The sequence below is a fragment of the Pantoea sp. X-Soil-MYKO-1289 genome (assembly GCF_059730625.1).
The window spans coordinates 119771-143604 of the sequence record NZ_AP036005.1 but is presented as its reverse complement, the minus strand read 5'-3'; the positions used below and the strand labels follow the sequence as shown (position 1 = coordinate 143604).

Below are 23834 nucleotides of genomic sequence, written 5' to 3'. Positions count from 1 at the left end.
CAAAAATGATTGTCTTTGTAAATTAAATAATTATCATAACGATAATCATTATCAGTTAAGAAGTGAGATTATCTTATGGATGGCTTCTCTCAATCGGCTGGCGTTGACGTGGCGGCGCAGTGCTTTCTCAATGCGCTTTTTCGCGAAACGCGCGACTGGAAATATGTCGCCGACGCCGCGCCGGGTCAGATGCAACATATTGACCTGCCTCTTTCGTCATCACAGGCGATCCGCCTGCCGCTGCGCTACTTCTCTCCTACTCAGCACCATCAGTATCAGTTTCCCGCGCGGCTCGTCAGCCCGGATTCACCCGAGGGCGAAGCCATCAGCTTTGCAACCCTGGTCTCGCTGATTCTGGCAAAACCGGCTATTCGCGCGGAGCTGAGTCGCGACGTCGTCGAACGCTTCCGCCAGCGCGTCGGCGAAAGCCATGCCCATACCTGGCAGGCGATTAATTTGCGTCATCGCTGGCCTGAGCTGCGCAAAAAACCGCTCTCGTTTGCTGAGGCCGAACAGGCGCTGCTGGTGGGGCACGCGTTCCACCCTGCGCCGAAATCGCACCAGCCCTTTAACGAAGCAGAAGCGCGCCGCTATCTGCCTGACTTCGCCTCTGACTTCCCGCTGCACTGGTTCTCCGTCGATAGCGAGTATGTGGCGGGCGAAAGCCTCGGCCTGGCGTTGCGCGCCCGTCTGCTGCGCGTTGCCGCGCAGAGCGCCCCCGCGCTGCTGGGCCACTTTACCGACCGGCGCTGGCTGATCCCGATGCATCCGTGGCAGGCGCGCCATCTGCTGGCGCAGGCGTGGTGCCAGCAGCTAATCGATAACGGCGCGCTGGCGGACTTAGGGGAGTGCGGCAGCGCCTGGCTGCCCACCAGCTCCTCGCGTTCGCTCTACTCGCCTGTCAGCAGCGACATGATCAAATTCTCGCTGAGCGTGCGTCTGACCAATTCGGTGCGCACCCTGTCGGTGAAAGAGGTGAAGCGCGGTATGCGCCTGGCGCGTCTCGCCCAGACCCCGCGCTGGCAGTCGTTGCAGCTGGACTATCCCACCATGCGTGTGATGCAGGAGGATGGCTGGGCCGGGTTGCGCGCCGCTGATGGCGCGATCCAGCAAGAGAGCCTGATGGCGTTTCGCGTCAACAGCCTTTTCGATACCCCGACCGCCCAGACCAACGTGCTGGTCAGCCTGACGCAGGCCGCGCCAGACGGCGGCGACAGCCTGCTGGCGGCGGCGGTAAGAAGAGTGAGCGTCCGGCTCGGGCTGACGCTTGCCCAGGCGGCGCAGTGCTGGCTGAACGCCTACTGCGATCGCGTACTGCTGCCGCTGTTTGCCACCGAGGCCAATTACGGCCTGGTGCTGCTGGCGCATCAGCAAAACATCCTGGTGGAGATGCAGCAGGATCTGCCGGTCGGACTGCTCTACCGCGACTGCCAGGGCAGCGGCTTCACGGAAAACGCGGCCGACTGGCTGGCGCAGATTGACGAGGCGGATGCGGAAAACCGCTTTAGCCGCGAGCAGGTGCTGCGCTACTTCCCCTATTACCTGCTGGTCAACTCCACGCTGGCGGTCACCGCCGCGCTGGGCGCCGCGGGCTTTGAGAGCGAAGAGCGCCTGATGGCGCAGGTGCGCGACAGGCTGGCGGCGTTGCGCACTCGCGTTAGCGATACCCGCAGCCTCGATTACGTGCTCGACAGCCGGTACTGGAACTGTAAAGGCAATTTCAACTGCTATCTCTACGACCACAACGAAAACACCATCGCCGATCCGGCGGTGATCTACTTCGATTTTCAGAATCCGTTCTACAGGGAGAAGCCGTGATGCCAAAGGCGCATATCGTACATGGCGACGCCGGTTTTCGCTGCGCGCTGACCGGCCAGTCGCTGCCGCTCATGCTCGGGCTGGACAACAGCGCCGCGCTGCAGTTTATGGCGGGGATGCCGGACGGCTGGCTGGCTGAGGCGATCGATCAGCTGCTGGTGGCCGCGCCGCACCTGAGCGGCGTTCATCTCCCCTGGGCGCAGTGGCAGCATGAGCCGCAGGCGCAGGCGCTGTTGGCCGCGGTCGACGGCGACTATTTCTCGCGCGAGATCTTCTGGCAGCTGCCGCTCTGGCGCCGCGGCGAACGGCCGACGGCCAGCGGCAAAATGCAGTTCGATGAGGAGCGTCAGCTCTTCTGTCCCGTGCGTCCGGCCAGGCCGGAAGGCGAAATCTATCGGCGCTACGATCCGCAGATCAAGCGGACGCTCAGCTTTCGCGTCGTCGAGGTGGCGGAGGACGCCGCGCGCTTTACGCGCTGGATGAACGCGCCCCGCGTCAACGCCTTCTGGGAAATGGCGGCGCCGCAGCCGGAGCTGGAAAACTACCTGCGCAAGCAGCTCGACTCCGCATATTGCTTTCCGGTGATTGGATGCTTTGACGACCAGCCGTTCGGCTATTTCGAACTTTACTGGGCGGCGGAAGATCGCATCGGCCGTCACTACCGCTGGCAGCCTTACGATCGCGGTCTGCATATGCTGGTAGGCGAAGAGGCGTGGCGCGGCGCGCACTTTATTCGCAGCTGGCTGCGCGGGCTGACGCACTATTTGTTTCTCGACGAGCCCCGTACGCAGCGCATCGTCGCGGAGCCGCGCTACGACAATCAGCGCCTGTTCCGCCATCTGCCGGTTGCCGGCTATCACACCCTCAAGGAGTTCGATTTCCCCCACAAGCGTTCTCGCCTGGTGATGAGCGAGCGCCACCGCTTCTTTACAGAGGTGGGCTTATGATGTGGGAGCGCGTCAACCGCGAGATGATCGCCAAAATGCTCGCCGAGCTGGAGTATGAGCAGGCGCTGCGCGCCGTCGAGCGTGCAGCAGGCCGCTGGGAAATCGCCGTGGGCTCAGCGCGCTGGACGTTTGCCGCCCGCCGCGGCATCTGGGGCTGGCTGCATATCGATCCCGCCTCTCTGAGCGGCGGGCCGCTGGAGGCGGACGCGCTGCTGCGCCAGCTGGCCGTGACGCTGGAGATGAGCGATGCCCAGACGGCCGAGCATCTTGAAGATCTCTACGCCACCCTGCGCGGCGATCTGCAACTGCTGGAAGCGCGCCGCTCGCTGAGCGCTGAGGATCTGATCGCGCTCGATGCGGATGAGCTACAGTGCCTGCTCAGCGGTCATCCCAAGTTTATCTTCAACAAAGGGCGGCGCGGCTGGGGGCTGGAGGCGCTGCGCGCCTATGCGCCGGAGTACCGCAGCCGGTTTCAGCTGCACTGGGTCGCGGTGCGCCGGGATCGGCTGGTCTGGAGCCATGAAGAGGCGTGCGACATCGCTACCCTGCTCGCCAGCGCCATGGATGACGCCGAGCTGACGCGTTTTTACCAGCGCTGGCAGTCAGCCGGACTCGACGACCGCTGGATGGCGCTGCCCGTTCATCCCTGGCAGTGGCAGCAAAAAATCGCGATCCACTTTCTGCCGCAGCTGGCGCGCGGCGAGATAGTCGAGCTGGGCGCCTTCGGCGACCGCTATCTGGCGCAGCAGTCGCTGCGCACCCTGACCAATGTCAGCCGCGCTGCGCGCTTCGATATCAAACTGCCGCTGACCATCTATAACACCTCCTGCTATCGCGGCATTCCCGGCAAGTATATCGCCGCCGGACCGCTCGCCTCCGGCTGGTTAACGCGCCAGTTCGCGCAGGATGAGACGCTGCGCGCCACCGGCGCCCGTATTCTGGCGGAGCCGGCCGCAGGCTACTTGTCTCACGAAGGCTACGCCGCGCTGCCGCAGGCGCCCTATCGCTACCAGGAGATGCTCGGCGTGATCTGGCGCGAAAGCCCCGGCTGCTACGTGCAGGCGGGCGAACAGGCGGTGCTGATGGCGGCGCTGATGGAAACCGATAACGCCGGACGCCCGCTGATTGACGCCTGGATTAAGGCGTCGGGACTGGATGCGGCAAGCTGGCTGAGCCGTATGTTCGAGGTGGTGGTGATCCCCTTCTACCACCTGATGTGCCGCTACGGCGTGGCGCTTATCGCGCACGGTCAGAACGTCACGCTGGTGATGAAGGATCATATTCCGCAGCGCATCCTGCTGAAGGATTTTCAGGGCGATATGCGCCTGGTCGATCGCGATTTCCCGGAGGCGGCGTCGCTGCCCGCGGCGGTGAAAGAGGTCACCGCGCGCCTGAGCGCCGACTACCTTATTCACGATCTGCAGACCGGGCACTTTGTCACCGTGCTGCGCTTTATCTCCCGTCTGACGCTGCAGTCGGGCGTCGATGAGCGCCATTTTTACCGCCTTCTCGCCGGCGTGCTGCAGCGCTATATGGCGCAACACCCGACAATGGCCGATCGCTTCGCCCTGTTCGATCTTTTCCGGCCTCAGATCATCCGCGTCGTGCTTAATCCGGTAAAGCTGCGGTTCTCAGAGCATGACGGCGGCAGCCGAATGCTGCCCAACTACCTTACCGATCTCGATAACCCTCTCTATCTGGTGACCCAGGAGTCTGCAAAATGAAGCGTTATGATTTCATTGGCATTGGCATCGGCCCGTTCAACCTCAGCGTCGCCGCGCTGGCGGAAGGACTGGACGGTTTTAGCTCGCTGTTTCTTGAGCGCAAACCCGACTTCGCCTGGCATCCAGGCATGATGGTGCCGGACTGCGCGATGCAAACCAGCTTTCTCAAAGATCTGGTGAGCGCGGTAGAGCCGACCAACCGCTATAGCTTTGTGAACTATCTGGTGCAGCAAAAGAAATTCTACCGTTTTCTCACCACCGAGCAGCGCACCGTCTCCAGAGAGGAGTTTTCCGACTATCTGGCCTGGGTGGCGAAGCGTCTCAGCAATCTGGCCTTTAACCAGCCGGTCACCCGCGTGGCCTTTAACGACGCCACACGCCTGTTCAGGGTCGAAACCGCTCACGACTGTTTCGAAGCGCGCCATGTCTGTCTCGGCATCGGGAAGCAGGCCAGGCTGCCGGCGTGCGTCACCGAACAGAGCGATCGCTGCTTTCACGCCAGCGAAATGATGCTGCGGCGGCCGGAGCTGCGCGGCAAGCGCGTTACCATCGTCGGCGGCGGTCAGAGCGGCGCCGATCTGTTTCTCAATATCTTCCGCGGCGAATGGGGCCAGCCCGCGGCCCTGAACTGGGTGTCGCGCCGGAACAACTACAACGCGCTGGATGAAGCCGCCTTCGCCAACGAGTATTTTACGCCGGAGTACCTGGAAAGCTTCTCGACGCTGGACGAAAGCGCACGCCAGCAGATGCTGAACGAGCAGAAGATGACCTCAGACGGCATCACCAGCGAGTCGCTTCTCGCCATCTATCGGGCGATGTATCACCGCTTTGAGGTGCTGCGCGAGCAGCCCTGGGCGCGCCTGATGCCGTCGCGCTCGGTGGTCTCGCTCGATCAGGCGCAGGGGGCGCAGCAGCTGAAGCTGCGTCACCACCTCGATCACGGCGAAGAGCAATTGACGACTGACGTGGTGATTTTCGCCACCGGCTACCGCTCGGCGCACCCCGCTTTTCTGGCGCCCGTCGCGCATCGCCTGCAGCTCGACCGCGACGAAAATTTCCAGATCAACACCGACTTCACCCTTAACTGGGACGGGCCAGAGAGCAACAGCCTGTTTGCCGTCAATGCCGGGATGCAGCGCCTGGGCATTGCGGAACCCCAGCTCAGCCTGATGGCCTGGCGCGCAGCCCGCATTCTTAACCGCGCGCACCCGCATGAGCCCTTTGAGCTGAGCACCACCCCTGGCGTGATCCAGTGGCGCACGCAGCAGCCGGAAAATCACGATCGGGATCCTCAACACACCGTTAATTCCGTTCAGTTTTGAACACCTCATCGGAAAAAAATAAAAAATGAAGCAGCCGTATCTGTGGGTTTTAAATCCTTGTTTACTCGCGATGCTCTCTTCCGGCGCCTGGGCCGAAGAGGTAAAAGAGGATCAAATGGTGGTCTCCGCCAGCCGCTCGCACCGCAGCGTGGCGCAAATGGCGCAAACCACCTGGATTATCGAGCAGAATGAAATTGAGCAGCAGGTTCAGGGCGGCAAGGAGCTGAAAGAGGTGCTGGCGCAGCTCATTCCCGGCATGGACGTCAGCAGCCAGGGACGCACCAACTACGGTATGAACATGCGCGGTCGCTCGATGATGGTAATGGTGGACGGCGTTCGCCTTAACTCGTCACGCAGCGACAGCCGCCAGCTGGACGCGATCGATCCGTTCAACATCGAGCGTATCGAAGTGATTTCAGGCGCGACTTCGCTTTATGGCGGCGGCAGTACCGGCGGTTTAATCAATATCGTGACGAAGAAAGGTCAGCCGGGCACACAGGCGGAGCTGCAAACCGGCGTCAAAAGCGGCTTCAACAGCCATAACGATCATGATGAGAACGTTGCGGCGGCGGTGAGCGGCGGCGACGAGAAAGCATCGGGCCGCCTGTCGGTTGCCTATCAGCGCTACGGCGGCTGGTATGACGGCAAAGGCAACGAGGCGATTATCGATAATACCCAGACCGGGCTGCAGTACTCCGATCGTCTGGATGTGATGGGCACGGGCACGCTCAATATCGATGAGAACCAGCAGCTGCAGCTCACTACGCAATACTTCAAGAGCGAATCAGACGGCAAGCATGGCCTCTATCTGGGCGAGAATTTTTCGGCGGTGACCGGCTCCGGCAGCGCCTACAATTCAGGCAATCTCGACTCCGACCGCCTGCCCGGCACCGAACGCCATCTGATCAATGTGCAGTACTCCAATACCGATTTTTTCGGCCAGGATCTGGTGGCGCAGGTTTACTATCGCGACGAGAGCCTGACCTTCTATCCTTTCCCTACCCTTACCCGCAACCGCGTCTCCAGTATTGGCGCTTCGCAGCAAAAGACCGATTTTTATGGCGGCAAGCTGACCCTTAACAGCCAGCCCGTCGACGCGCTGACGCTGACGTACGGCATTGACGCCGAACATGAGACTTTTGACGCCAACCAGCAGTTTTTTGACCTGAACACCGCGGCGCAAAGCGGCGGCATGACGCTGAAAAATGCCTATAACGTCGGGCGCTATCCGGGCTATAGCATCACCAATCTCGCGCCCTTCCTGCAGTCGAGCTACGACATCGACGCCATCACGCTGAGCGGCGGCGTGCGCTATCAGTATACGAAAAACAAGGTAGACGATTTTGTCGGCTACGCGCAGCAGCAGGCGATCGCCACCGGCCAGGCCAACTCGGCGGATGCGGTGCCGGGCGGATCGACCGACTACAATAACCTGCTCTTCAATGCCGGCATTCTGGGTCGTTTGACCGAGCGCCAGCAGCTCTGGTTTAACTTCTCGCAGGGCTTCGAGATCCCTGACCTGGCCAAATATTACGGTTCCGGCACCTATCGCCTGGCGAACGGGCATTACAATCTCACCAACAGCGTTAACGTCAACGATTCGAAGCTGGATGGGATCAAAGTCGATTCTTACGAACTCGGCTGGCGCTATACCGGCGATAACCTGCGCACCCAGCTGGCGGCTTACTATTCGCTGTCGGATAAAACCATCAGCATCAATAAAACCGATATGACGATTAATCTGGATGACGATAAGCGCCGCATTTACGGCGTGGAAGGCCAGGTGGATTACTTCTTTGACGACAGCGAATGGAGCGCCGGCTCTAACTTCAACGTCATTAAATCTGAAACACGCGTCGAGGGTAAATGGGAGAAGCTGACCATCGACAGCGCCAGCCCGTCCAAGGTCAGCGCCTGGCTGAACTGGGCGCCTGGAGACTGGAACCTGCGCGTGCAGAGCACGCAAACCTTTGACGTTTCCGATGCGGACGGCAAGAAAATCAACGGCTATAACACCGTGGATCTGCTGGGAAGCTACGCGCTGCCGGTGGGCAAACTCAGCTTTAGCGTAGAGAACCTGCTGGATAAAGATTACACCACGGTGTGGGGTCAGCGGGCGCCGGGGCTCTATAGCCCGACCTACGGCGACGCGGGGCTTTATACCTATAAGGGGCGCGGACGAACCTTTGGGCTGAACTACTCAGTGCTGTTCTGAGGTTAAACGGGCAGGATGCCCGTAAGCGTATTGACACAGCGCGTGAGCCTTAGCCTGTTAAGCGGGCCACAGCCTCACGCGCTTTTATTTGCAACAGCGTGCAAGAAAAGTGGCACAACCACAAAATTAAAGTAAACTTTAATTTTAACTCCTGGTTAAGGATGGTTCTCATGCCAGTATATGACATCTCAATAGAACTCCGTGGCAAAGTAAACGCCGCTGAAGAGTACAGGCGACTGCGCAACGCCATGAACAACAATGGATTTCGACACAGCATTGCTGACGACAGTGATAAAACCTACTGGCTCCCCAGAGATATATTTACTTATCAAGGAGATATGTCGAGAGAGGAATTAATGAATGCCGTCTATAATCTGCTTACCGAGTTCGTCCCCGCGCCGGGCGTGATGGTGACAGAGTCAGTAGGCCGCTGCTGGCGCGGCCTCAGAGAAATCGAGGACTTTTAAGCGTTACAGTCCAGAGATAACCCGAAGCATATTTTAAGATATCTTTATCTGCAATTTCTCATCAATCGCAGTTGGCGTCAGACCAGGAGCAGCATACTCAGGATGTCGCCTGCGCTTTGCATCGAGGTATAACAGATAATGGGCATGAGACAGGTAGCCGTTGTGGCTGATGATGACCCTCGCTCAGGTAAAAGGCCAAAAACTGGAATAAGGCATGCAGATTTTAAGCTGAGACAGCGGAAAACGCTTTTTGAAAAAGCGTCCTTTTTCGACCCAGCCGCACAGGGCCATGCCCTCTTCGCATTCAAGCACAACCATGATTTTTCTTCTTTTACGACGCCGCACCAGCGTGCCTGCCTCCGTCATATTGAGGCCTTTACTGAATGATCGGCCTCTCTGTTTATCAGCAGCGAGCCGACGATAAACGCATTACACTTTTTCAGCTCCTCGCTGTCTGGCTGGATTTTTCCATATACCCGCATGCCTTCCAGCATCATAAAAATGCTCAGGGCCATGACCCGCGCGCTCTCATCGCGGCGAAAGCGCCCCTGCGCCTGGCCTGCGCATATTATCTTTTCTAACCGATTGATTATCGAGTTGAATTTATTATTAACCTTACTCTTTACCTCTTCATCGCCCGGCAAAAGTTCACTGGCGGCGGCAATGGTAAAACAGCCTTTCTCTCCATCAGGCGCAGATGACAGAAGCGCCACAAATTCGAGCATTTCACGCAAGGCAGTCTCTGGCGACATATCCGCATCGCGTTTCGCTCCCCTGGAGGCGCTCTCATCCATGTAATGCTGTAAGGCGGCGAGATAGATCGCTCGCTTATCGGGATAGAGCTTATAGATACTGGCGCTGGCTAAACCTGAGGCTTTCATCAGATCGGCCATCGAGGTTGCCCGATAGCCTTTCTGCCAGAAGCACTCCAGCGCAGTGTTGAGAAAGTCCTCTGGATCGAACTCTCGCGGTCTGCCAACGGATAATTTCATCTCTTTCTCCCATGCTGATGATTAATTGTAGATCGATCAATCTACAATTAAAAGTACCTGTATAAATCTGGCTTCTCCTTGTGGCTCATAGAGGGCGAGATCGCCATAGCTGCCTTACGGCAGCTATGGCGTTGAGCGAATATCAGTCTGGCTTGCAGTGATAGCGCATGCCGGTTGGGTCGTCGGGAGCGGGCGCAATTTCCCAGGCCGGAAAGTGGGTGGCGTCGAACTCTTCAAATCGCAGGCGGGTAGTACCGTTGGCACGAACAAAGCGAGCAACCTCATCGGCCTCCTTTTTGCTCTCCGGGAAAATGACATGGACGCTGTCCGGATCGAGTTCAGTAACCTCCGCATCCTGCTCCAGCCATGAGGTCACTTCATAGGTATAGCGGGCGTAAACTACGCCATCCACCGTACCGATGCTCTCGGCGCGAGAGCGCTGTCGCCCGTCTTGAAAAGAGAGGATCTTTCCGCGTACCTCATTCCTGACCGTTATGCGATGCGTCCCGGCCGAAAGGCTCCCCTCGCCCTGGCAGATCAACACCGTGCCTGGCGGCTGGGCGTTTTCAAAGCGCTCTATTTCTTCCCTCGTGGCCGCTGCGGCTCCGGCGGCGTACAACATTATGGCGGGCAACAGCCAGGCGGCTTTTCCATGCGTCATTTTACTTTCCTTACTATAGCGAGTGATGGGGCTGTTATCGGCAAGAACAGGCGCGATCATGAGAGGTGATGTGAAGGGCCAGAGAACGGTCAGGGCCATAAAACTTGATGCCATGCCAGTGCCTGCACCCGCGGCGAGGGCTGACAGCAGGAAGGTCCTGATGAAAGGGCGAGCTGCCGCTGACAGTCAGAGCGGCAGTCGCAAACGGGCAGGATTAACCCACTTCGTGCATCAGCGCCACCGCATCCTCTCCCGCAGGCATACGCATCGGCGCACTGGGATCGGTGGCGGCACGCCATATCGCTTCCGCAACGTCAATCGCTTTGGTGGTGGGTTGCGGCTGCTGCATACCGGTAAACACGCGCTCCAGCAGCGGCTGATAGGGTTCAGGCTGGCTGTTTTCCATGCGCGAGCTGGCGTTTTTGCCGAAATCCGTGGTCGGCGCCAGGCCCGGCAGAACCAGACGCACATTGATGTTGAACGGCTGTAACTCCAGCGCCAGCGATTCGGTAAAGGCGTTCACCGCTGCCTTGCTTGCCGTATAAACCGCCAGCAAGGGCAGAGATTTAAGCGTCACGGTAGAGGTGACGTTGATTACCGTGCCGCTTTTTCTCGCGCGAAACTGCGGCAGTAGAGCCTGCGTCATTGCGATGGTGCCGAGCGTATTGGTCTCAAACACCTCACGCACCGTGGACATCTCCATACTTTCCAGCGCGGCAAGCACGCCGATGCCGGCGTTGTTCACCAGAACATCAATCTCGCCTGCTTCTGCGACAGCCTGCCTGATGCTCTCCTCCTTGCTGACATCCAGCGGCAGCAGACGCAGATTATCCGCATCTGGAAACAGATCGGCGCGTGGATTACGCATGGTGGCGATGACCTTCCAGCCGCGCTCAAGGAAATAGCGCGCCGCTTCATGGCCAAAGCCTGAAGAACAACCGGTGATTAATATCGTTTTCACAATTTACTCCTGCCTGGTGTTGGGATAGGCGTTTACTATATAGTCAGCTTTATGTACGGACTATAATGCGCAGTCCAGCATTCATTCGCAGGAGTCCAAATGAACGATCCCTTAGCTGAAATCATCTCGCTGCTACAACCGCAAGCGGCCTTCTCTAAGCGCGTATGCGCCAACGGCCGCTGGCGGGTACAGCGCAGCGAAACCGGCCAGCCGTTCTATTGTCTGCTGCTGGAAGGCTGCAGCCGGCTCACCATGAAAGGAAGCCCGCCTGTCACTCTGGAAGCGGGAGACTTTGTGCTCATCCCCGCCGCGCTGGAATTTTCTATGAGCAGCATCGAAGCGCCTGCAGCCGATGCGCCGGACACTCTGCCGCAAATGCTCGCGCCTGGTGAATTCTGGATAGGCGATCCAGAGCAATCCGCCGAAGTGCGCACCCTGATTGGCTATTGCCACTTCGACGCGCCCGATGCTGGGCTGATCGTCTCGCTGCTGCCGCAGGTTATCCATGTTCGCGGTGAGTCGCGGCTGACGCTGCTGGTGCAGCTGGTGATGGACGAATGCCGTGCGCAACGTTCGGCGCGCGAGATCGTCCTGGAACGGTTGCTGGAGCTGCTATTAATTGAAGCGTTACGATCGATACTGCTCGGCAGCGCATGCCCCGGCGTAATGAGTGGACTGGCCGATGAGCGCGTGGCAGCGGCGATCCGTGCCATGCACGCCAGGCCGGAGCATCGCTGGACGGGCGCCGAACTGGCGAAAGCCGCAGCGCTGTCGCGTTCCGCGTTTTTTGTACGCTTCCGTGAAACGGTGGGCCTGGCGCCGATGGACTATTTGCTGACCTGGCGAATGGCGCTGGCGAAAAAACTGTTACGCGGTAAAAACATGGCAGTATCTGAAGTCGCTGAGCGCGTTGGCTACCGCTCTGCCAGCGCGTTCAGCGTTGCATTTACCCGCTATGCCGGTATTCCGCCGGTAAAATATGAATAATTTATAAGTCTGCTAATTAATTTATAAGCTTGCTAAGTATTCCGCTCCCGAATAATATAAGAGAAAATAAAGTGAAAATAGTTCTCTGTGCCATGCCACCCTCTCCTTTTGATAATTAATTTTTAATATAGATGAATTTGGCATATTGCTTCAGGCTAAGGTAGCGACAGGACGAGCAGGATTAATGCCAGATAAAAAAGGAGCTGGCCTTAATTTTCTTTTAAAAAAATCGGATTAATGAAGGCCAGCCGAATGATATTTTTCGCTTTTTACTCACAGCAGGATTGCCGCCAGCAATCCTATTACAGCCATAACGGTTCAGAGCATGACCCCGTTTATTCCTCTCAGCTCCTAATTAGCGCTTATATGAGGTGATTTTTTCCAGGATAATTCTGGTTGAGTGTAAATCTACGTCAGTGTTAATTTAGCTTTAACACTTTGCACCATTTTTCTTTACTAAGGGAATATATGCACGCACGTATTACGCATCTCGATGGTATGCGCGGCTTAGCCATTCTGATGGTGATTGCTTATCACGCCTATGCACGATGGCCTGAGCTATTACCTTACGTGGCGACGACGCAACATATTCCGCTACTGGCATTTGGCTGGGTAGGCGTGCAGCTATTTTTTATGATCTCTGGCTTTGTCATTTTTATGACGCTGGATAAATCGCGCAGCTATAATCACTTCCTGAAAAAGCGCTGGCTGCGCCTGTTTCCGGCGATGCTAATCGCCAGTCTGCTGCTCTATATCGCCGGCGGATTCTTTACGGAATCGTCAGTGATTACCACGGAAAGCAAGAATCTTCTTCCCGGCCTGATCTTTATTAATCCAGAAACCCTGACGCAATTTACCGGGATTGAGTTCCGCTCTATGGCGGGATCGTTCTGGTCATTGTATGTCGAGGCGCTGTTTTATCTGATTATCGGCGCCGTCTACTTCACCCTTGGACGCAAATATTGTCTACCGGCGCTTATCGTGCCGATGCTATTACTTTCGGCATCATCGGTGCTGAAATCGCTTGGCCATCCCCTGCTTATTGATGTAATTTCAAAATTCGGTTTTATCCATTACGCCTGGTTTATGGTGGGCTGCCTGGTTTATGAACGCCTGCACGGGCGCGATAAAGGCTATCACTATCTGCTGGTATTACTGGCGCTGCTGATTAACTTCAGTTACTACGTTAAACACGACGGTGTTATTTCAGTCGTACCCTTATTAATGGTCATGCTCTTTTTTATAGCCAGTTTTTATTCCAGACAGATGGAGCGCTGGCTTTCGGTGCGCTTTTTTACCGCCATCGGCTTTGTCAGTTACGCGCTCTACCTGATTCATGAAAACCTGATGATCGCTATGATGATTAAGCTGAATGTCTATATCAAGAATGAAGCGGTAATGATAGCGCTGCCGGTGGTGGTGGTCGCCGTGCTCTATTATATCGCTTGGCTCATCAGCAAATATGGCGAACCGGCGCTACGGAATGCGCTAGGCAGTGTCGTTGACAGACCTGTCAGGGCGTAACGTCGTTCCTTTTTAGCGCTGATAGCGTGTTGTCTGTCAGCGTCACATCAAAGCGCTGCTGCGCAGGCTGAGCAAATGTTCAGCCTGAACCGGTGACATCGTGATTATGGAAATGACCTTCAGAACAGAGCAACATCCCTCTTCTTATTTTGTCAGCAGGTTTCGCTTTCGGCTTTAGCAGGAGTGAGGTAACGTTGCAAAACTCTTGTGTCTGGACGTAACACCATGCCTTCTGTTGAAACCCTTATGACTTTCATTCTCGCCTTGACCCTTCTGGAGATTTCTCCCGGGCCTGACATGATGTTGACCATTGCCAGAGGAGTCGGTCAGGGAAGGCGTGTTGCTTTACTGACGGTATTAGGCAATGTCTTTGTAGCAGGTTTCGTGCAGGTTTCCTTCCTGGTTTTAGGGCTGCTAACCCTCGTTCATGCGTGGCCAGTTGCGCTGGATCTGCTGAGATGGATGGGTGCAGCTTATCTGATATGGCTGGGCATAAAAATGATTGCGACTTCCGGCACAGATACCCGACTGCGGAAAACGGCCAAAATTTCAGACTGGAGTGCGGTTAAAGAAGGGGCTTTGAACAGCCTGACTAATCCAAAATCCCTGTTGTTCATGTTTGCTTTTCTTCCACAGTTTGTCGATCCGACCGCTGGCCCTGTCTGGTTGCAACTGCTCGTTCTGGGCAGTATTCAGAAACTGGCGGGTATTTTGTCCCTTGGGTCAGTGGCAATGGCATCAGGAACCTTTGGAAACTGGTTAGGTAAACACCCGGGCTTTATCAAATGGCAGGAGCGTTTTACAGGCGTTGTCATGGTAGGCCTGGGCATCCGCATGTTCTTAGGCGGGTCTGGTGTGATACCGAAACCAGCAAAATAAGTTTTCATTAAAGGATGTGCTTAGTGTCCGCTTATAGCTGACCGGCAGCTTCGTGCCAGAAGCGGACATCAAGGCGTATTTTAAACGACTGGAAATGGTATCTTTCCCTTTGCTTATAATAAGGGGACTTAAATGGACATAAGGGTCAATCAAGAAACATTAGAACTTGATATTGCAAAGAAAAATTTTGATGTGACCTTATTTCAGGTTAGGGATGCTACAGAGTGTATTCTTTTTGTCCCTGGACTTGGTGGCAGCCCGCTGCGGCATATGGGGCTAATCCAGACATTTGCTCGTCACGGAATATCAGTTGTAGCGCCACATTTCGAACCATTGACCTCGCCCTTTCCGACAAGAACTGAATTGACAGAACGCGTCCAGCGACTTGACCTGGCGGCTGAGAAATTCTGCACACATTATGCTTCTGTATCCGGTGTCGGTCATTCACTTGGGGCTGTAATTTTACTTATCCATGCAGGCGCTACAGCATGGACCAGTTTCAGAGAGCCCGTTTCATTTAACGGCGACAATATCCAGGATCGACTTGTTCTTTTGACACCACCCGCTGATTTTTTTCCAGCACCTTTGTCATTAGCCTCTATAAAGGTTCCGCTGCAGATTTGGGCGGGTGAGAAGGACGTAATTACTCCACCTTCACAGGCAATATTTCTTCATCACTCCTTAAACATGCATACATCCTCTGAATTGCACATAGCTGAGAATGCCGGTCACTTCACCTTCATGGATAAGCTTCCCCCGCAGGTAACAGAAACTCATCCATCGCGAAACGACTTCCTTCTGAGACTGGGAGAAACCATATCTCAGTTCATTTCATTGCCCAGGATTAAATGATGTTTGTTTTTTGCGTAATACAGGTTCGCTTTTCGCTCAAAGCGGACACTAAGCCCACTGCCCTGATTGACCTAAATGCCGACAATCGGCGCACTGTGCTTCACCGGCTGCGGGTCAGGTCAGTGAGTCACAATGCAAAAGAAGGCACTGCACACCGCCTGGAAAGCGGGCTCTGTGCCAGAACCGAATATCAATAAAGGCATTTAAACTTCAAGACCGGCACGAAACTGGCCCCATTTCAGAACCGAATTAACGCCGACCGACAGGAACGGCTCGCGTGGTGTGAGGTTCGGCCCCGGCGAGGCGGTGAGAAAATCGATCAGTTCATTGCGCTTGCCCGCAATCATATCGGCCAGTAGTTTGCCGGTCGCGGTGCCGCGCGTAATGCCCAGGCCGTTACAGCAAAGCGCGCCGTAGACGTTGGGCGCCAGCTTGCCGAAAAACCCTTCATGATTTTCCGACAGACAGATGGCACCGCTCCAGGTGTATTCGAAATCGACCTGCGGCAGCATCGGAAAGCGGCGCTCAAAAGATTTTCGGTGATTGCTGATAAATTGCCGCAAATGTTTTTCGCGTGGACGCCCGTCCGGCTGAAAGCTAAAGCTGTTGCGCACCAGGATACGGTTATCGGCGGTACGGCGAAGGGTGCTGCCAAACGGATGCGCCGGGATCACGCCCCAGACTGGCTTACCGCCCAGCGACCCCTGCTCCTCTTCCGTAAGCGGCCGCGTCAGGCTGCCGTAGAGAAACGTCGGCAGCAGGCGGCGCTGAAGAAAACCAAAATGGGAGGCAAAGCCGTTATTGGCGAGGATCAGCGTGTTGACCGTTATCGCGCCTCGCTCATGCATCAGCGTGATGGTGTCGCCATAGTCCACCGAGGTGATGGGGGTATTTTCATAAAGCGTGACGTTGGCGGGCAAATTGTCCGCCAGCCCCTTCACCAGCGCCGAAGGCTGTAGCAGAAGCGTGCCGGGAATAAACAGCGCCTGCTTGTAGTAGGAGGTGCCGATGTGATCGGGCAGATCTTTGCCGGCGATCATCTCGGCATCGCGGCCGATTTTCGCCAGCCCGCGGCGATAGGCTTCCAGAATGGCAATCCCCTGCTCGCCAACGGCCGCCTGGTATTTACCGGACGCCGACATCTGACACTGAATATCATTCTCCTGCACAATCTGACGCAGATAGTCCTGCCCCAGCGTATTCAGCCTGAGCACCCGATTCCCGGTGGTAACGTCGCCAATATAATCTTTCGCGCCAATATCATGGGGCACGTCGATGGCGAAGCCGGCATTGCGCCCGGCAGAGCCATATCCCACCTCCTGCGCCTCAATCAGCACCACTTCGTCGTCAGGGAAGTTAAGCGCCAGCTGACGCGCCGCCGCCAGCCCGGTCAGACCGGCGCCAACGATCCCCCAGCGCGCTTTTTTCTGTCCCACATGCTCAGGACGTGGGGTACGCGCCGGACTGGTATGAAACCATCCCGGCATGGCATCGTCTGCGGGTAAAGAAGTGATCTTTTGCAATTCCGTTACTCCAGTACATTTTCGTAGGGCTGTTCGCCAGCGAAACCGGGCGAACCCATTTATTCCGGCCAACAGCATCGAGCCGCCAGACCACGTAAACAGAGATGAGCGAATAAAACCTAAATGTATTTTTTATGTATACATGTTGTATAAAATATGGAGTGCCAAGGGCGTTCGTCAACGGCCTGACAAGCCATTTGCGTTCGGTATCGCAAAATTAATAAAAAGTTGTCGAGAAGGTTAAATAAGAGAAAAAAGCACCGCGAAAATGCCGGGAAAGGGGTCGGTTTATTACAGAAAAGGGAATTTAGCCGGCAACGGAGGCTGCCAGCTAACTGTTTATCAGATAATAAGATTTAAACCAGATGGTCGGCTTTCAGCCCCTGTGGGGCGATAAAAATTTCCATATTTTCCCGAGAAAGCTCCCAGTGCTCGAAAACCAGGTCCACCACCGCCTGTTCATCATGTGCTTCTATGGCCGCGATAAAGGCATCGTGATGATCGGCCGCAAGCTGCAGTCGGTGCTCCATATCGCCGTTCTGCGGACGGTAGAAGGTGTGGCCGATGCGACAGTGATCGATTAGCAACCGTCCCAGGCTCGGCTGCAGGTAGGGATTAGCGGCCATCTCGCCCATGATTTCATGGAAACGGTTATTTTCCAGCACCAGCACGGCGGCATCATGCGCCTGCGCCGCTTTGCGAAAACGTTTTTGCGTCTCCTTCAGCGCCTTTAGCTGCGCGGGTTTGTAGTTCTGCACCGCAAGACGTCCGGTAGCGGCATAGATCATCGGGGCGACCAGAAAGAAATTGCGCAGCGAGGCATGGTTCATCGGAATCACGCGCACGCCGCGCTTCTCAACAATCTCAAGGTAGCCTTCGCCCGCAAGGCGCTGGAAAACTTCGCGTACCGGCGTACGCGACAGCCCGTACTGGGCTGTCAGACTCGACTCATCCAGCACTTCATCCGGGTCCAGTTCCATAGTGAGAATGAGCCGTTTTAAATCTTCATACAGCGCCGCTTTTCCTGATCTCACCTCTGCCTCCTGGACGATGACTCATATCAGATAACGCCACGAAAGGAATACGCAGCCATGCTGCTATAACCTACAGAAAGAGTTTGTATACAGCAAAAATAATAGTGCCGCGTAATAGAGCCGAAATACGCTGTTCAACTCAGGCGTTCATAGCGCCGGGAATGAAGCGGTATCTTGCCAGCTAGCTAAAACGTGTTTTGTCCCGCATTTATGACCTCAACTGTCGGGCACGCTGATAAATCAGCTGCAGCATCGGTTCGGGATCGCGGTCGGGATGATGGCGAAGAATTTCGCTGCGCAGCCAGTTAATCTCTTCGCTGGCGGCACGCTGAAACGTCACGTTGTCACGTGCTCGCTTAAGCCACTTCATAATGAACGCATTTTTTTGCCGGTTGGTTCCAATGCGTCCCTGTTTTCGCGACAACCCCACCGCAACCAGCAAGCAGAAATAAAAATGCACCCTCACATCAACGTGATGCAGGGCGGCAAGAGAAAATTTTTGATTCGCTGACATCGTGATGCGCACCCGATCAGGCTGCCTGCCGCGCAGGCCAGGCAGCTTTTCATACCCGGTTCAGGCGTCCAGCGCCGGAACGTCAATCCATAGCGTTTTCAGCTCGGTATATTGATCGAGCGCGAACACCGATTTATCGCGGCCGCCGAAGCCGGACTGCTTGTAGCCGCCGAACGGCGTAGTGGCGTCGCCCTCGCCGAAGCAGTTTACCGTGACGGTGCCGGCTCGCACCGCGCGCGACACGCGGATCGCCCGATTGAGGCTGCCGGTATAGACCGAGCCCGCCAGGCCGTAGTCGGTGTCGTTCGCCAGCGCGATCGCTTCCGCTTCGGTTTTAAACGTCGTCACGCACAGGATCGGCCCGAAGATCTCTTCGCGGAACAGCACGCTTTCTGGCGTCACGTTGTCGATAATGGTTGGCTGCACGTAAGCGCCCTGCTCGGTGCCGCCGCCATGAAGAATGCGCAGCCCCTCGTTGCGCGCCGTCTCCAGATAGCCGCTCACCTTGCTGAAATGCTCGGCGCTGACCATGGCGCCCAGCCGATTTTTCGGATCGAGCGGATTGCCCATCGGCCATTCCGCCAGCTGCTCGGCCATCAGCCCCAGCAGTCGCGCTTTCACCCCTTGCTGCACCAGCAGACGTGAGGTTGCCGAGCAGTTCTCGCCCATATTCCAGAAGGCGCCGTTCAGCACGTTTGCCGCCACGCTGGCGAGATCGTCAGCGTCGTCAAATACAATCGCCGGGTTTTTACCGCCGCACTCCAGCACCACCTTCTTCAGATTAGAGTCTGCGGCATAGCGCAGGAAACGCCGACCGGTGGCGGTGGAGCCGGTGAAGCTCACCATATCAATGTCCGCATGCAGGCCAATCGGCTCGCCGACCGCCTTGCCGGTGCCGGTGACAATATTCAGCACGCCGGACGGCAGCCCAGCTTCAACGGTGAGCGCCGCCACGCGCAGGGCGGTGAGCGAGGTCTGCTCGGCGGGTTTGACAATCACCGAGCAGCCGGTCGCCAGCGCCGGCGCGATTTTCCAGGCAAGCATAAGCAGCGGGAAATTCCACGGCAGCACGCAGCCCACGACGCCAATCGGTTCGCGCACCACCAGCGCCAGCGCGCCGTTGCCGGTCGGCGCGCTGTGATCGTATAGCTTATCGATCGCCTCTGCGTGCCACTTCAGCACGTGGATGGTCTCCGGCACGTCTACCGCCAGACATTCGCTCACCGGCTTGCCGCTGTCGAGGCTCTCCAGCACCGCCAGCGCGTCCAGCTCGCGTTCCATAAGCGCCGCCAGCTTTAGCAGCACCGCTTTGCGTTCGCCAGGATGCGCCTGACTCCAGCTACCCGCGTCAAAAGCAGCGCGCGCCCCCGCAACGGCGGCGTTGACGTCGCGGCTATCGCAGGCGGCGATCTGCGTCAGCGTCTCGCCGGTCGCCGGGTTCACGGTGGTCAGCGTCTCGCCCGACGCCGCCGCGCAGAAGCGCCCGTTGATAAAAGCGTTATTCGGCAGGGCGAGCGCGGCGGCGATACGCTCGGCATCGCTCAGGGTTGCTATATGAATCATGCCCACTCCTCAGGATGCGGTGACCGCAGCCACGTTACGTTTCACGCTCTCAATAACCGCCTTAAGCTGCGCCTGCTCTTCTTCTTCCAGCGCCTGCAGCGGCGCGCGTACCGGGCCCGCCTTCAGGCCAGCCAGCTCTGAACCGTACTTGATCGACTGAACAAACTTGCCGCCGTCGAGGAAATTCATCAGCGGCATCAGCGCCGCCATGATTTTACGGCCCTTAGCGAAATCTTTTTCCACCACGCAGGCTTCATACAGCGCCACGTGCTCGCGCGGGATAAAGTTCGAGCCAGCGCAGACCCAGCTGCGCGCGCCCCATGCGAAGAACTCCAGCGCCTGATCGTCCCAGCCGCAGGAGAGCGCAATCTGAGGGAACTGGCACGCCAGCAGATGCAGGTTGTTAAAATCGCCGGAACTCTCTTTAATCGCTACCACGTTGGCGGAGCGACTCACTTCGCGGAAATAGGTTTCGCCCATGCTGATCCCCATTCGGCCCGGATAGTTGTAGAGCATAATCGGCAACTGCGCGGCTTTGTCGATAGTCAGAGCGTGATGGGCGTTTTCCTGTTCGGTGGGCAGCGCGTAGGGTGGCGAGGTGACCAGAATGGCGTCCGCTTTATGGTCGCGCGCATGCGTGGCGAACGTCACCGCGTCTTCGGTGCGGATGGCGCCGGTGCCGACGATCAGCGGCAGACGCTGACCGATAACCTTACGCGCAGACTCTACCAGCGCCAGACGCTCCTCGGCGCTCTGGGCATAGTATTCGCCGGTCGAGCCGCCAATGATAATGCCGTGCACGCGCGCTTCAATCAGCGACTCCAGCACGTCGGCGAAAGCAGCAAAATCGATGCTGCCGTCGGCGGCATAAGGGGTAATAGCCGGGGTATAAATGCCTTCAAATGTCAACACAGTAGCCTCCAGGATACATTCAGGTCCGTATACAACCTTGACGGGTTGCGATGTTTAACAATTTGCATAGGCCTGAGAGGCAGGTCAATTGGTGACGATTTTTTGCATACAGAGAAAATACAAAGGAAATACGCCATGATAGTATGTTTTTACATTGCAACGTTATTTTATGTATTAAATTCAATAGAATAAATTAATTTTAAACAGGTAATAATTTTCTAAATGAATTCAGATAACGATCACATTCCCGTATTCTGACCCGCGGAAGCATATTTACAGCCGCAGTCACGAGGCATAGGTTTGTTGTTAGTTTTAACCTGAATTTAACAGGAGCCGCTGTTGGATCGACAGCAGGCCTGGCTGACATAGAGGAAGCGGGTAATGACCCAGAAGAAAGCGACGCTCATTGGCCTGATCGCCATTGTGCTGTGGAGCGCGATAGTTGGACTGATTAAAAGCGTGAGCGAGGGTTTTGGCGCGGTAGGCGGCGCCGCGCTGATCTATAGCTGCAGCGCGGTACTGCTGCTGTTCACCGTCGGCTTTCCCCGCCTGCGCGCCTTTCCCCGACGCTACCTGGTGGTCGGCAGCATATTATTTGTCCTTTACGAAACTCTGCCTGTCGCTGTCGCTCGGCTTTACCCATAACGGTCGACAGGCGATTGAGGTCGGGATGGTGAACTATCTCTGGCCGAGCATGACTATCGTGCTGGCGGTTATCGTCAACCGGCAAAAAACCAGCCCGCTAATTATTCCCGGCGTGCTGCTGGCCGTGGCGGGAATATGTCGCGTGCTCGGCGGCGACCACGCGTTTTCAGTCAGTGAAATCGGCAACAATATTATGGATAATCCGCTGAGCTACGGGCTGGCATTTAGCGGCGCGGTTATCTGGGCGATATATTGCGTGGTAACGAAAAAGATCGCCAACGGCTGTAACGGCATTACGCTGTTTTTTATATTAACCGCGCTGACGTTATGGGTGAAATTCCTGCTCTCGCCGCAGCCACCCTTTGCCGTTTCGCCGCAGGTGCTGGTCAGTCTGGCGCTTGCCGCGATGGCGATGGGTTTCGGCTATGCCGCCTGGAATACCGGCATCCTGCACGGCAATGTTAACCTGCTGGCGGCCGCTTCCTATTTTATTCCGATTATCTCTTCCGTGCTGGCAGCCTTTATCCTCAGTTCGCACCTGACGATAGCGTTCTGGCAAGGCACGGCGATGGTAAGTCTGGGTTCGCTGATCTGCTGGTGGTCAACCCGCTCACCGGAAAGTAAGAAAGTGACGCGCGAAGCGTCGTAATAATCACACAGGAGGGCAGCCGCCCTCTTCTTTTAAATAACCATAAAAACAGACCTGACCGCTTACCCTGCGCCGGAGGAAATATTCTATGACGCTACTGACCTGAGCTATTTATCTCATCGGCACGAGCAGAGCCGAATAATATATCTGACGTTCTCACTTCTTATATTTATTCCTACCCCTGACGCTTTTAACGGGGCTGACACCCTGCGGCCTTTTTTTAGGTTGGCCCGCCGTTAATACGTTGGTGAAAAGAGAGGAGCCTGTGATGTCTAATCACATTTCAGTTGAAGATGTACCGCTTAGCCGTTTCCATCGTCTGCTTACCGTACGTTCCGGCGGCGGCTCATTCGTTGATGGCTACGTGCTGAGCATTATCGGCATCGCCATGACGAAGGTTTCGCCCGCGCTCGGCCTGAGCGCCTTTTGGGAAGGGCTGATCGCCGCATCCGCCCTGATCGGCATCTTCTTCGGCGGCTTTATCGGCGGCGCGCTGACCGACCGGCTCGGCAGACGCGTGCTCTATTTCGTCGGTCCGACGCTGTTTATCCTCTGCTCGCTGGCGCAGTACTGGGTGCAGAGCGGCGAAATGCTGTTTGCCCTGCGCTTTCTCAACGGTGTCGCGGTAGGTATTGAATACCCGGTCGCCACTGCATTTCTGGTCGAGTTTTTGCCGAAACGCTATCGCGGCCCCTGCCTGGCGACGCTGACCATTCTCTGGTTTGCCGGCGCGGCGGCGGCGTATCTTACCGGCGAGGCCATTCTCAATGTTGGCGGGCCGGACGCCTGGCGCCTGACGCTGGCGAGCACCGCGGTGATCGGCGCGCTGCTGTTTCTGGTGCGCCTCGGCACGCCGGAATCCCCGCGCTGGCTGATGAGCAAAGGGCGCGAACAGGAGGCGGAGGCGATTATCAAGCGCGTCTATGGCCGCGACTTCGGGCTCAGGAATCTGCCGCAGCAGGCGGAATGCCAGCACCTGTCGTTTAGCAGCCTGCTGCATTCGGGTTACGGCAAGCGTATGGCCTTCGTCACCATATTCTGGACCTGCTCGGTGATCCCGGTGTTCGCCGTCTACGCCTTTGCGCCGCGCGTGCTGGAGGCGCTGCACCTTAGCGGCAACTGGGCCTCATACGGCTCGATCGCCATTACGCTGCTGTTTGTCGTCGGCTGCATTATCGCCACCCGACTGGTGAATTCGCTGGGGCGCCGCAAACTGCTGCTGCACAGCTTCCTCTGGTCAGGTCTGGCGCTGCTGCTGCTGGGACTGCTGCGCGACGGGCCGTCGATGGTGATCCTGCTGATGTTTGGCGCCTACGCCCTGTTTATCGGCGGCGCGCAGGTGCTGCAGCTGGTTTATCCAAACGAGATTTTCCCGACGGAAATCCGTGCGGCCGCGGTCGGAGTCGGCACCTCGATGTCGCGGGTAGGCGCCGCTGTCGGCACCTGGCTGGTCCCGATATCGCTACAGACTATCGGCATCGGCTACACCATGTATATCGCGGCGGGCATTACCTTTTTCGGCCTGCTGGTTTCCTGGTTCCTGGCGCCGGAAACGGCGGCGCGCAGCCTGGAAGACGCGGCGTCGCTGGACGCGCCACAGCCCAAAGTGAGCGGCAATCTTTCGAAGCGCAGCTCCTGGTAACAC

The 23834-nt window shown here is 56.8% G+C and carries 20 protein-coding genes and 1 pseudogene; 12 read left to right on the top strand and 9 right to left on the bottom strand.

The genetic code is table 11. From position 1 onward, the window contains the following. The first annotated feature begins 75 nt into the window (after positions 1-75). The 6 genes from AC6I7Z_RS20060 to AC6I7Z_RS20035 all read left to right on the top strand — a co-directional run bounded on the left by AC6I7Z_RS20060 (position 76) and on the right by AC6I7Z_RS20035 (position 8493). A complete protein-coding gene (locus AC6I7Z_RS20060) occupies positions 76-1818 on the top strand; it encodes an IucA/IucC family protein (protein WP_497815587.1) in 1743 nt (580 codons plus the stop codon). Beyond that, the gene (locus AC6I7Z_RS20055; protein WP_497815586.1) at positions 1818-2765 is read left to right on the top strand and encodes a GNAT family N-acetyltransferase; all 948 of its coding nucleotides are present in this window, start codon (positions 1818-1820) and stop codon (positions 2763-2765) included. The genes AC6I7Z_RS20060 and AC6I7Z_RS20055 overlap by 1 nt, the downstream gene beginning before the upstream one ends. Then, complete coding sequence (gene iucC, locus AC6I7Z_RS20050; protein ID WP_497815585.1) at positions 2762-4489, top strand: aerobactin synthase IucC; 1728 nt, start codon at positions 2762-2764, stop codon at positions 4487-4489. Before AC6I7Z_RS20055 ends, iucC begins: the two co-directional genes overlap by 4 nt. Continuing rightward, complete coding sequence (locus AC6I7Z_RS20045) at positions 4486-5811, top strand: lysine N(6)-hydroxylase/L-ornithine N(5)-oxygenase family protein (protein ID WP_497815584.1); 1326 nt, start codon at positions 4486-4488, stop codon at positions 5809-5811. The genes iucC and AC6I7Z_RS20045 overlap by 4 nt, the downstream gene beginning before the upstream one ends. Positions 5812-5836: 25 nt before the next feature. After that, positions 5837-8026: a TonB-dependent siderophore receptor gene (locus AC6I7Z_RS20040; RefSeq protein ID WP_497815583.1), complete on the top strand. Its 2190-nt coding sequence runs from the start codon at positions 5837-5839 to the stop codon at positions 8024-8026. A 170-nt stretch (positions 8027-8196) separates the two neighbouring features. Beyond that, on the top strand, positions 8197-8493 hold the full coding sequence (locus AC6I7Z_RS20035; RefSeq protein ID WP_497815582.1) for a hypothetical protein: 297 nt from the start codon (positions 8197-8199) through the stop codon (positions 8491-8493). 183 nt (positions 8494-8676) lie between these two features. Here AC6I7Z_RS20035 and AC6I7Z_RS20030 read toward each other — a convergent pair whose 3' ends face one another. The 4 genes from AC6I7Z_RS20030 to AC6I7Z_RS20015 all read right to left on the bottom strand — a co-directional run bounded on the left by AC6I7Z_RS20030 (position 8677) and on the right by AC6I7Z_RS20015 (position 11107). Further along, positions 8677-8859: a hypothetical protein gene (locus AC6I7Z_RS20030; RefSeq protein ID WP_497815581.1), complete on the bottom strand. Its 183-nt coding sequence runs from the start codon at positions 8857-8859 to the stop codon at positions 8677-8679. Beyond that, positions 8856-9485: a TetR/AcrR family transcriptional regulator gene (locus AC6I7Z_RS20025; protein WP_497815580.1), complete on the bottom strand. Its 630-nt coding sequence runs from the start codon at positions 9483-9485 to the stop codon at positions 8856-8858. The genes AC6I7Z_RS20030 and AC6I7Z_RS20025 overlap by 4 nt, the downstream gene beginning before the upstream one ends. A 142-nt stretch (positions 9486-9627) precedes the next feature. Next, entirely contained in the window at positions 9628-10260 is a 633-nt protein-coding gene (locus tag AC6I7Z_RS20020) for a hypothetical protein (RefSeq protein ID WP_497815579.1), read from the bottom strand. Positions 10261-10360: 100 nt separating this feature from the next. Further along, a complete protein-coding gene (locus tag AC6I7Z_RS20015) occupies positions 10361-11107 on the bottom strand; it encodes an SDR family oxidoreductase (RefSeq protein WP_497815578.1) in 747 nt (248 codons plus the stop codon). A gap of 99 nt (positions 11108-11206) precedes the next feature. On the opposite strand from AC6I7Z_RS20015, the gene AC6I7Z_RS20010 reads away from it, so the two are divergent. The 4 genes from AC6I7Z_RS20010 (at position 11207) to AC6I7Z_RS19995 (ending at position 15349) form a co-directional block, all read left to right on the top strand. Next, complete coding sequence (locus tag AC6I7Z_RS20010; protein WP_497815577.1) at positions 11207-12094, top strand: cupin domain-containing protein; 888 nt, start codon at positions 11207-11209, stop codon at positions 12092-12094. A gap of 468 nt (positions 12095-12562) precedes the next feature. Next, positions 12563-13618: an acyltransferase family protein gene (locus AC6I7Z_RS20005; RefSeq protein ID WP_497815576.1), complete on the top strand. Its 1056-nt coding sequence runs from the start codon at positions 12563-12565 to the stop codon at positions 13616-13618. A gap of 225 nt (positions 13619-13843) precedes the next feature. Next, positions 13844-14497 carry a LysE family translocator gene (locus AC6I7Z_RS20000; RefSeq protein ID WP_497815575.1) on the top strand — a complete coding sequence of 218 codons (654 nt, stop codon included), beginning with the start codon at positions 13844-13846 and terminating at the stop codon, positions 14495-14497. 132 nt (positions 14498-14629) lie between these two features. Beyond that, on the top strand, positions 14630-15349 hold the full coding sequence (locus AC6I7Z_RS19995; RefSeq protein WP_497815574.1) for an alpha/beta hydrolase: 720 nt from the start codon (positions 14630-14632) through the stop codon (positions 15347-15349). Positions 15350-15552: 203 nt separating this feature from the next. Here the strand turns inward: AC6I7Z_RS19995 and AC6I7Z_RS19990 are convergent, their stop codons facing one another. The 5 genes from AC6I7Z_RS19990 to AC6I7Z_RS19970 form a co-directional block, all read right to left on the bottom strand. Then, positions 15553-16872, bottom strand: a complete 1320-nt coding sequence (locus AC6I7Z_RS19990; RefSeq protein WP_497815573.1) for an NAD(P)/FAD-dependent oxidoreductase — start codon at positions 16870-16872, stop codon at positions 15553-15555. A 356-nt stretch (positions 16873-17228) separates the two neighbouring features. Then, on the bottom strand, positions 17229-17906 hold the full coding sequence (locus AC6I7Z_RS19985; protein ID WP_497815572.1) for a GntR family transcriptional regulator: 678 nt from the start codon (positions 17904-17906) through the stop codon (positions 17229-17231). Positions 17907-18114: 208 nt separating this feature from the next. Further along, a complete protein-coding gene (locus AC6I7Z_RS19980) occupies positions 18115-18420 on the bottom strand; it encodes a hypothetical protein (protein ID WP_497815571.1) in 306 nt (101 codons plus the stop codon). Positions 18421-18480: 60 nt separating this feature from the next. Next, positions 18481-19983, bottom strand: a complete 1503-nt coding sequence (locus AC6I7Z_RS19975; RefSeq protein ID WP_497815570.1) for an aldehyde dehydrogenase — start codon at positions 19981-19983, stop codon at positions 18481-18483. Between the two features lie 9 nt (positions 19984-19992). Next, entirely contained in the window at positions 19993-20892 is a 900-nt protein-coding gene (locus tag AC6I7Z_RS19970) for a dihydrodipicolinate synthase family protein (protein WP_497815905.1), read from the bottom strand. Positions 20893-21276: 384 nt separating this feature from the next. Here AC6I7Z_RS19970 and yddG point away from each other — a divergent pair. Further along, a pseudogene (gene yddG / locus AC6I7Z_RS19965) lies at positions 21277-22189 on the top strand (aromatic amino acid DMT transporter YddG). A 268-nt stretch (positions 22190-22457) separates the two neighbouring features. Then, on the top strand, positions 22458-23831 hold the full coding sequence (locus AC6I7Z_RS19960) for an MFS transporter (RefSeq protein ID WP_497815569.1): 1374 nt from the start codon (positions 22458-22460) through the stop codon (positions 23829-23831). The last annotated feature ends 3 nt before the right edge of the window (positions 23832-23834 follow it).

What these genes read in the sequence shown, in the direction of transcription:
- AC6I7Z_RS20060 (WP_497815587.1), top strand. Translation starts at nt 76, where the DNA reads ATGGATGGCTTCTCTCAATCGGCTGGCGTTGACGTGGCGGCGCAGTGC.
- AC6I7Z_RS20055 (WP_497815586.1), top strand. Translation starts at nt 1,818, where the DNA reads ATGCCAAAGGCGCATATCGTACATGGCGACGCCGGTTTTCGCTGCGCG.
- iucC (WP_497815585.1), top strand. Translation starts at nt 2,762, where the DNA reads ATGATGTGGGAGCGCGTCAACCGCGAGATGATCGCCAAAATGCTCGCC.
- AC6I7Z_RS20045 (WP_497815584.1), top strand. Translation starts at nt 4,486, where the DNA reads ATGAAGCGTTATGATTTCATTGGCATTGGCATCGGCCCGTTCAACCTC.
- AC6I7Z_RS20040 (WP_497815583.1), top strand. Translation starts at nt 5,837, where the DNA reads ATGAAGCAGCCGTATCTGTGGGTTTTAAATCCTTGTTTACTCGCGATG.
- AC6I7Z_RS20035 (WP_497815582.1), top strand. Translation starts at nt 8,197, where the DNA reads ATGCCAGTATATGACATCTCAATAGAACTCCGTGGCAAAGTAAACGCC.
- AC6I7Z_RS20030 (WP_497815581.1), bottom strand. Translation starts at nt 8,859, where the DNA reads ATGACGGAGGCAGGCACGCTGGTGCGGCGTCGTAAAAGAAGAAAAATC.
- AC6I7Z_RS20025 (WP_497815580.1), bottom strand. Translation starts at nt 9,485, where the DNA reads ATGAAATTATCCGTTGGCAGACCGCGAGAGTTCGATCCAGAGGACTTT.
- AC6I7Z_RS20020 (WP_497815579.1), bottom strand. Translation starts at nt 10,260, where the DNA reads ATGGCATCAAGTTTTATGGCCCTGACCGTTCTCTGGCCCTTCACATCA.
- AC6I7Z_RS20010 (WP_497815577.1), top strand. Translation starts at nt 11,207, where the DNA reads ATGAACGATCCCTTAGCTGAAATCATCTCGCTGCTACAACCGCAAGCG.
- AC6I7Z_RS20005 (WP_497815576.1), top strand. Translation starts at nt 12,563, where the DNA reads ATGCACGCACGTATTACGCATCTCGATGGTATGCGCGGCTTAGCCATT.
- AC6I7Z_RS20000 (WP_497815575.1), top strand. Translation starts at nt 13,844, where the DNA reads ATGCCTTCTGTTGAAACCCTTATGACTTTCATTCTCGCCTTGACCCTT.
- AC6I7Z_RS19995 (WP_497815574.1), top strand. Translation starts at nt 14,630, where the DNA reads ATGGACATAAGGGTCAATCAAGAAACATTAGAACTTGATATTGCAAAG.
- AC6I7Z_RS19980 (WP_497815571.1), bottom strand. Translation starts at nt 18,420, where the DNA reads ATGTCAGCGAATCAAAAATTTTCTCTTGCCGCCCTGCATCACGTTGAT.
- AC6I7Z_RS19975 (WP_497815570.1), bottom strand. Translation starts at nt 19,983, where the DNA reads ATGATTCATATAGCAACCCTGAGCGATGCCGAGCGTATCGCCGCCGCG.
- AC6I7Z_RS19960 (WP_497815569.1), top strand. Translation starts at nt 22,458, where the DNA reads ATGTCTAATCACATTTCAGTTGAAGATGTACCGCTTAGCCGTTTCCAT.